This is a genomic window from Pseudomonas sp. (genome assembly GCF_030147005.1).
GTDB lineage: Bacteria > Pseudomonadota > Gammaproteobacteria > Pseudomonadales > Pseudomonadaceae > Aquipseudomonas.
In genome coordinates this window covers 22229-28798 of record NZ_JASLAW010000136.1, presented here as the reverse complement: position 1 = coordinate 28798, position 6570 = coordinate 22229, and the positions used below count along the sequence as shown (strand labels likewise).

The window sequence follows — 6570 nt, the reverse complement described above, 5'->3', positions numbered from 1 at the left end:
CAGTCAGTTAAGGAGGGGCGCTTTACCGTGGCGAGGGAGCTTGCTCCCGCTGGTCTGCGCAGCAGTCCCATTTTCTGGGGTCGCTTCGCGGCCCAGCGGGAGCAAGCTCCCTCGCCACAGGCCGACGGTTGCCTGCTCTAGCGCTTAACTGACTGGCATTGGGGCAAGCCCGGCTCCTACAGGGATTGCATTTCAATTCAAGGTTTGGCGAGTTCCGGCAGATCGCCGGTCAAGCCCAAGGCCTGGCGTACAAAAACGGCCTTGGCTTCCGGCATCTGATCGACGATTTTTAACCCGGCATTGCGCAACCACCGCAACGGCAGCTGATCGGCCTGGAACAAGCGCTCGAAGCCTTCCATTGCCGCCATCAACGCCAGGTTGTGCGGCATGCGCCGACGCTCATAGCGGCTCAGCACCTTCACATCCGCCAGACGCTCGCCGCGTTCGCAGGCCGCCAACAATACTTCAGCCAGCACTGCGGCATCGAGAAACCCCAGGTTCACGCCCTGCCCCGCCAACGGATGGATGACGTGGGCCGCATCGCCAATCAATGCAAGGCCCTCGGCCACATAGCGTTTAGCGTGGCGCTGCCGCAGCGGCACGCAGACGCGCGGGTCGGCGCTGATCACGTGGCCGAGGCGTCCTTCAAAGGCCCGCTCCAATTCACGGCAGAAGCGTTCATCATCCAGGGCCATCAGGCGCTCGGACTCTTCCGGCGTGGTCGACCATACGATCGAGCACCAGTCCTCTTGCCCATCGCGCACCAGCGGCAAGAACGCCAGCGGGCCGGTGTCGGTGAAGCGTTGCCACGCCGTGCGCTGGTGCGTCCGGCTGCTGCGCACGCTGGTCACGATGGCGTTATGCAGGTAGTCCCATTCACGCGTGGGGGTGCCGGTCAGGCGGCGCACGGCTGAGTTGGCGCCGTCGGCAGCGACCACCAGCGGCGCCCGCAGCTTGCGCCCATCGGCCAGGGTCAGCAGCCATTCATCGCCGGAGCGGCGCATCTGCTCCAGGCGAGCATTGGCCAGCAACCCCAGGTCACAATCATGCAGGCGGTCCAGCAAGGCATCCTGAACCACGCGGTTCTCGACGATATGCCCCAGCACCTCGGCATGTACGCTGGCCGCCGAGAAGTGGATCTGACCGGTGCCGCTGCCGTCCCACACTTGCATCTCACCGTACGGGCTGGCGCGACGCTGGACGATGCCGTCCCACACGCCAAGGCGCTCCAGAATGCGCTGGCTGGCGGCGGACAACGCACTCACCCGCGGTTCAAACGCCGATGTCGGTTCGAACGGTTTGACGCTCAGCGGGCTGCCGTCAAGCAGCAACACCTGCAGGCCACTGCCCTGCAACGCCAGCGCCAGGGCGCTCCCGACCATGCCGGCCCCGACAATCAGCACATCTGCGCGCATGTCCATATTCAAGCCTGTCTCGCTGGCGGCTTGCGCCGCACGTAAAGGGTTTTGTCGACCCGCGCCACCAGGGTGCCGGAGCCGTCATGAATCTGGACCTTGAGGCGAGGCAAATATTTCTCGCCATCGGCGGTCTGTCGACGAATCTCATTGAGCAAGGCGTCGTCGATGGAAAACTCGGCATACACCGGGCCTTTGCCCGGTGAGACGAAGTCGATGCTGGCGGCTTTGTCCCAGACGATGTAGTCGCGGCCCAGGTTCTCCATCAGCATCAGCATGTAGAACGGGTCGACCATCGAATACAGGCTGCCGCCGAACTGCGTGCCCACATAGTTACGGTTGTACCAGCCCAGGCCCATGCGCACTTTGACGTGACGAAAGTCTTCGCTCATCTGCTGCACGCTGACACCGGCGCCCAGATACGGCGGGTAAAGCGTCATCACCCAGCGCAACAGCCGCGCCTTGCCCAGGCGTTCGATCAGCCACTTACGCATCGGAGCGCGTGCCCAGGCCCATGGCCTGGCGGGCGAACCAGCGTTTGGCCGGCGGTAGCAGGTCCAGGCCGAGCAGGCCCATGTTGCGCCCCAGCGCAACCAACGGTTGCCCGCTGCCGAACAGGCGCGTGACCTGGTCGGAGAAACCCACGGTCAGTTGCTGGTCCAGGCGCTGGCGCTCGCGATAGCGTTGCAGTGTGGGCAAGTCGCCCGGCACCGCCGGCCCGGCCAGCAAGGCTTCGGCCAGGGCGCTGGCATCGCGCAGGGACAGGTTGAAACCCTGCCCGGCGATGGGGTGCAGGCTGTGCGCCGCATTGCCGAGGACCACCAAGTGCGAGCGTACTTGCTCTTCCGCTTCCACCAGGGTCAGCGGATAAAGATGCCGCGCGCCCACTTGTTTCAGGGTGCCCAGGCGATAGCCGAACACGTCCTGCAATTCACTCAGGAAACTGCGCTCGTCAAGGCTGGCCAGGCGCTGGGCATCCATGCCGATGCGGGTCCACACCAGCGCGCAGCGGTTGTCGGGCAGCGGCAGCAAGGCCATCGGCCCTTCATCGGTAAAACGCTCGAACGCTTCGCCATTGTGGGCTTCGCTCGGCGTGATATTGGCGATCAACGCGCTCTGGTTGTAGGGCCGGGTTTTCACGCCGATGCCAAGCTGCTCACGCAGACCGGAGCGACCGCCATCGGCCAATACCGCAAGGTCGCACTCCAGCACGGTTTCATCGTTGAGCGTCAGGCGGTAGCCATCAGGCAGCGGCTCCATGCGCGTGACTTCCGCCGGGCAGCGCCAGCTGACCACGTCTTTGTCCAGGCCCTGCCACAGGCATTGGCCCAGCCAGGCGTTTTCCACCACGTAACCAAGGGCCGGCACGCCCTCCTCCAGGGCTGACAGACGCGCGGTGGAGAAACGCCCACGGTCGGACACGTGAATCTGCTTGATCGGCTCGGCGCGGCGTGAAATGTCCTGCCACAGACCCAGGCGCTGATAGATCTGCCGGGCACCAAAGGACAGCGCCGAAGAACGCGCATCGTAGCTCGGCTGGTAGCTGTCGCCGGGGGCGAAGGGTTCGATCAGTGCGATTTTCCACCCGCGCGCCTTGGCCCCGGCCTGCAACGCCAGTGCCAGGCTGGCGCCCACCAGGCCGCCACCGATGATCGTCAGGTTGACCCGGCTCATCGGGCAGCCGCCATCAGCGCTTCGATCTCGGCCACTGTCTTGGGCACCGCGCCGGTCAGAATTTCACAGCCTTGCTTGGTCACTATCACGTCGTCCTCGATGCGTACGCCGATGCCACGCCACTTCTTCGCTACGTTCTGGTTGTCCGGTGAAATGTAGATGCCCGGCTCCACAGTCAAGGCCATGCCGACTTCCAGCACGCGCCATTCACCGCCCACTTTGTACTCGCCCACATCATGCACATCCATGCCCAGCCAGTGGCCGGCGCGGTGCATGTAAAAGGCGCGGTAGGCTTCAGTGGCGATCAGCTCGTCAACGTCGCCTTGCAGCAACCCCAGCTTGACCAGCCCGGCCGTGATGACCTGCACGGTCGCCTCGTGCGCCTGGTTCCAATGCTTGTTTGGCGCGATCTGCTTGAAGGCGGCTTCCTGGGAGGCCAGCACAATCTCGTAGATCGCCTTTTGCTCGGGGGAAAATTTGCCGTTGACCGGCCAGGTGCGGGTGATGTCGCTGGCGTAGCAGTCGATCTCGCAACCGGCGTCGATCAGCACCAGGTCACCGTCCCTGAGCAGTGCGTCATTCTGCTGGTAATGCAGGATGCAGCTGTTACGCCCGGCGGCAACAATGGAGCCATAGGCCGGCATTTTTGCGCCGCCCTTGCGAAATTCGTAATCCAGTTCGGCCTCCAGGCTGAACTCATGCAGGCCGGCGCGGCAGGCCTGCATCGCCCGCACGTGGGCAGCGCAGGAAATCCGCGCCGCCTCGCGCATCACCTTCACTTCCGCCGCCGATTTATACAGGCGCATGTCGTGCAGCAAATGATCCAGGGCAACGAATTCGTTCGGCGGCTGGGCGCCCAGGTGCGCCTTGGAGCGGATCACGTTGATCCACTCCATCACATGCCGGTCGAATTCGGCATTGCTGCCCATGGCCGAATACACCCGGTCACGGCCTTCGATCAGGCCGGGCAGGATGTCGTCGATATCGGTGATGGGAAACGCGTCGTCAGCGCCAAAGTCGCGGATCGCGCCTTCGGTACCGGCGCGCAGCCCCTCCCACAATTCGCGTTCGGCGTTGCGCTCGCGACAGAACACTATGTACTCGCCATGTTGGCGGCCGGGCATCAGCACGATCACCGCTTGCGGCTCGGGGAAACCGCTCAGGTACTGGAAGTCGCTGTCCTGACGGTAGACGTGCTCCACATCACGATTGCGGATCGCCACGGCGGCGGCCGGCAGGATGGCGATGCTGTTGGGTTCCATCTGCGCCATGAGCGCCTTGCGGCGACGGGTGTATTCCGCTTTGGGGATATGGATCATGGGCAGATGGGCTTCCTTTTCTTAGCGTAGCGACGGCTAATTAATGCAGCGAAGGCTTGGGCGCTGCCGGCTCAGCGGACTTTCTGGTCTCGGTGAACAACAGCAATGGCGCGACGCGCAGGTATTCCATGACTTCCATGTAGTCGCCCTCGCCATCTTCGGATTCTTCCAGGGCGTCTTGCACCTGGGAAATCGCTGCCAGGTCCTGCAACACTTCTTTGGCGTCGGTGCTCAGTTCCAGGCCACCGGCATTCACGCCGAAGCCGTGGAGGAAACCCTGGCACCATTGACCCAGTGCAGCGGCGCGTTCGGCGAGCGGCGCATCGTCGGTCGGCAGCAGCAGGACTACGGTGACGTCATCACCGGTCAGTTCGCCCTTGACCATCTCTTGCAGGCCGACCAGCGCATTGCGCACAGTATCTTCAGGCTCCTTTTCCAGCAGCTCGGCCACATCGGCCAGCCAGTTGTCGGCATCGAAGCCGACACCGGTGCAACTGCGGCCCAACAGCACGCCGTGCAGTTCGGCAGGCGAGCAAGGGTGACCGCTGGTGCTCAGCAGTTTGGAAAAAGCGTCGTACGGGGAATTCTGAATGGGCATGGTGAGCTAGGCGCCAGACGGCGCAATGTCTAGAATGGAGCGCAGTATCCTAGCACCGGCAGACGTACCAAGACTATCGAGGGCGTCAGATCGTTTATCCTGCAGTTGCCATTCATCAGACAAATCCAGTGGAACCCAATGGAAGACACCGACCTGCAAGCGCTGATGGCCAGACTCGAGCTGCTAATTGATCGGGTCGAGCAACTTAAGAGTCAAAATGGACTCCTATTAGCTCAGGAAAAGACCTGGCGCGAGGAACGCGCTCACCTCATTGAAAAAAACGAAATCGCCCGGCGTAAGGTCGAATCGATGATTTCGCGCCTGAAGGCCCTGGAGCAAGACTCATGAGTTCAAGCAATAGCGTTACCGTGCAGATCCTCGACAAAGAATATTCGATCATCTGCCCCCAGGAAGAGCGCAGCAACCTGGTGAGCGCCGCCCGCTACCTGGACGGCAAGATGCGCGAAATCCGCAGCAGCGGCAAAGTGATCGGCGCCGACCGCATCGCCGTGATGGCCGCACTCAACATTACTCACGACCTGCTGCATAAGCAGGAGCGCCCTGACGTGCAGGCCAGCGGCTCGACCCGTGAGCAAGTACGTGACCTGCTCGATCGCGTGGATCTGGTGCTTTCCAGCGATTCGGACGCACCCAAGGGCTGATTGCCGAGTCTGTTTAAGGTATACTCGCCTCACTCCCTGGCGTGTTTGCCAGTCGGCGATGTCCCGGAGCCGATTCGCACTACCCTGGAAGTTGCACGTTGGGCTGGTGTGCATGTCCGCTAGACGGAAAGCCTTAAAGCCTACTGCTTCTTCCACCTTGAACTTTCGGGTTCAAGGGCTTAGTCGACAGCGGCTCTGCCGGGGAGCCTGAATTCACAAACTCAATGCCAGTCCCCGGACTGGCATTGTTTTATGAGCCAAAAAGCCATGACCGAACCTGCGCCGCTTTCCCGTCCGCAACTTCGACGCATGTTGCGCAAAGCCCGCCGCGCCCTCACGCCGAGCGAGCAGCGCCAGGCCGCCCAAGGCCTGTATCGGCAACTGGTACAGCACCCGCTGTTTCGCCGGGCCAAACATATTTCCTTATACCTACCGACGGACGGTGAAATCGATCCGCGCCTGCTGCTGCGCGCCGCCCAGCGCCGGGGCAAGGCCACCTACCTGCCCGTCCTGAGTGCGTGGCCGCGTACCAAGATGGTGTTCCAACGCGTGCGGCCCGGGGACACGTTGTTGCCCAATCGCTTTGGCATTCTTGAGCCACGAACCAATGCCCACCGCCAACGTAAGGTGTGGGCGCTGGACCTGGTGCTGCTGCCGCTGGTGGGGTTCGATAATGAAGGTGGGCGATTGGGCATGGGCGGCGGGTTCTATGACCGCAGCCTGGCCTACCTCGCGCGGCGCAAAAGCTGGCGCAAGCCGACGCTGCTGGGACTGGCCCATGAATGTCAGCAAGTCGATCGCTTGGCGCAGGCGAGCTGGGACGTGCCGCTGGCGGGCACTGTCACCGATAAGCAATGGTATGTCGCAGAAACGTCGCTGGAACCAGCGACGCTTTAAAGTCG

At 62.7% G+C, this 6570-nt stretch carries 8 protein-coding genes and 1 other RNA gene; 4 read left to right on the top strand and 5 right to left on the bottom strand.

Features of this window, described 5'->3' with window-relative positions; translation table 11 throughout:
* Positions 1-197: 197 nt before the first annotated feature.
* From Q1V60_RS12580 to Q1V60_RS12560, 5 genes are read right to left on the bottom strand one after another with little or no spacing between them, the layout of a single operon-like run.
* Positions 198-1415 carry a 2-octaprenyl-3-methyl-6-methoxy-1,4-benzoquinol hydroxylase gene (locus Q1V60_RS12580; RefSeq protein WP_300630694.1) on the bottom strand — a complete coding sequence of 406 codons (1218 nt, stop codon included), beginning with the start codon at positions 1413-1415 and terminating at the stop codon, positions 198-200.
* 8 nt (positions 1416-1423) lie between these two features.
* On the bottom strand, positions 1424-1909 hold the full coding sequence (locus Q1V60_RS12575; protein ID WP_300630687.1) for a DUF4442 domain-containing protein: 486 nt from the start codon (positions 1907-1909) through the stop codon (positions 1424-1426).
* The gene (gene ubiH / locus Q1V60_RS12570) at positions 1902-3089 is read right to left on the bottom strand and encodes a 2-octaprenyl-6-methoxyphenyl hydroxylase (RefSeq protein ID WP_300630685.1); all 1188 of its coding nucleotides are present in this window, start codon (positions 3087-3089) and stop codon (positions 1902-1904) included. The genes Q1V60_RS12575 and ubiH overlap by 8 nt, the downstream gene beginning before the upstream one ends.
* Positions 3086-4408 (bottom strand): Xaa-Pro aminopeptidase, encoded by a 1323-nt coding sequence (gene pepP / locus Q1V60_RS12565; RefSeq protein WP_300630683.1) that lies wholly within the window; start codon positions 4406-4408, stop codon positions 3086-3088. The genes ubiH and pepP overlap by 4 nt, the downstream gene beginning before the upstream one ends.
* Before the next feature lie 40 nt (positions 4409-4448).
* A complete protein-coding gene (locus Q1V60_RS12560) occupies positions 4449-5006 on the bottom strand; it encodes a YecA family protein (RefSeq protein WP_300630681.1) in 558 nt (185 codons plus the stop codon).
* A gap of 138 nt (positions 5007-5144) precedes the next feature.
* Here Q1V60_RS12560 and Q1V60_RS12555 point away from each other — a divergent pair, with 138 nt between their 5' ends.
* From Q1V60_RS12555 to Q1V60_RS12540, 4 genes are all read left to right on the top strand, one after another.
* Positions 5145-5354: a TIGR02449 family protein gene (locus Q1V60_RS12555; protein WP_003177365.1), complete on the top strand. Its 210-nt coding sequence runs from the start codon at positions 5145-5147 to the stop codon at positions 5352-5354.
* The gene (locus Q1V60_RS12550) at positions 5351-5668 is read left to right on the top strand and encodes a cell division protein ZapA (RefSeq protein ID WP_300630676.1); all 318 of its coding nucleotides are present in this window, start codon (positions 5351-5353) and stop codon (positions 5666-5668) included. Before Q1V60_RS12555 ends, Q1V60_RS12550 begins: the two co-directional genes overlap by 4 nt.
* A 30-nt stretch (positions 5669-5698) precedes the next feature.
* Positions 5699-5877, top strand: a non-coding RNA gene (ssrS, locus tag Q1V60_RS12545) — 6S RNA.
* Positions 5878-5935: 58 nt separating this feature from the next.
* On the top strand, positions 5936-6565 hold the full coding sequence (locus tag Q1V60_RS12540) for a 5-formyltetrahydrofolate cyclo-ligase (RefSeq protein ID WP_300630691.1): 630 nt from the start codon (positions 5936-5938) through the stop codon (positions 6563-6565).
* The last annotated feature ends 5 nt before the right edge of the window (positions 6566-6570 follow it).

What these genes read in the sequence shown, in the direction of transcription:
- Q1V60_RS12580 (WP_300630694.1), bottom strand. Translation starts at nt 1,415, where the DNA reads ATGCGCGCAGATGTGCTGATTGTCGGGGCCGGCATGGTCGGGAGCGCC.
- Q1V60_RS12575 (WP_300630687.1), bottom strand. Translation starts at nt 1,909, where the DNA reads ATGCGTAAGTGGCTGATCGAACGCCTGGGCAAGGCGCGGCTGTTGCGC.
- ubiH (WP_300630685.1), bottom strand. Translation starts at nt 3,089, where the DNA reads ATGAGCCGGGTCAACCTGACGATCATCGGTGGCGGCCTGGTGGGCGCC.
- pepP (WP_300630683.1), bottom strand. Translation starts at nt 4,408, where the DNA reads ATGATCCATATCCCCAAAGCGGAATACACCCGTCGCCGCAAGGCGCTC.
- Q1V60_RS12560 (WP_300630681.1), bottom strand. Translation starts at nt 5,006, where the DNA reads ATGCCCATTCAGAATTCCCCGTACGACGCTTTTTCCAAACTGCTGAGC.
- Q1V60_RS12555 (WP_003177365.1), top strand. Translation starts at nt 5,145, where the DNA reads ATGGAAGACACCGACCTGCAAGCGCTGATGGCCAGACTCGAGCTGCTA.
- Q1V60_RS12550 (WP_300630676.1), top strand. Translation starts at nt 5,351, where the DNA reads ATGAGTTCAAGCAATAGCGTTACCGTGCAGATCCTCGACAAAGAATAT.
- Q1V60_RS12540 (WP_300630691.1), top strand. Translation starts at nt 5,936, where the DNA reads ATGACCGAACCTGCGCCGCTTTCCCGTCCGCAACTTCGACGCATGTTG.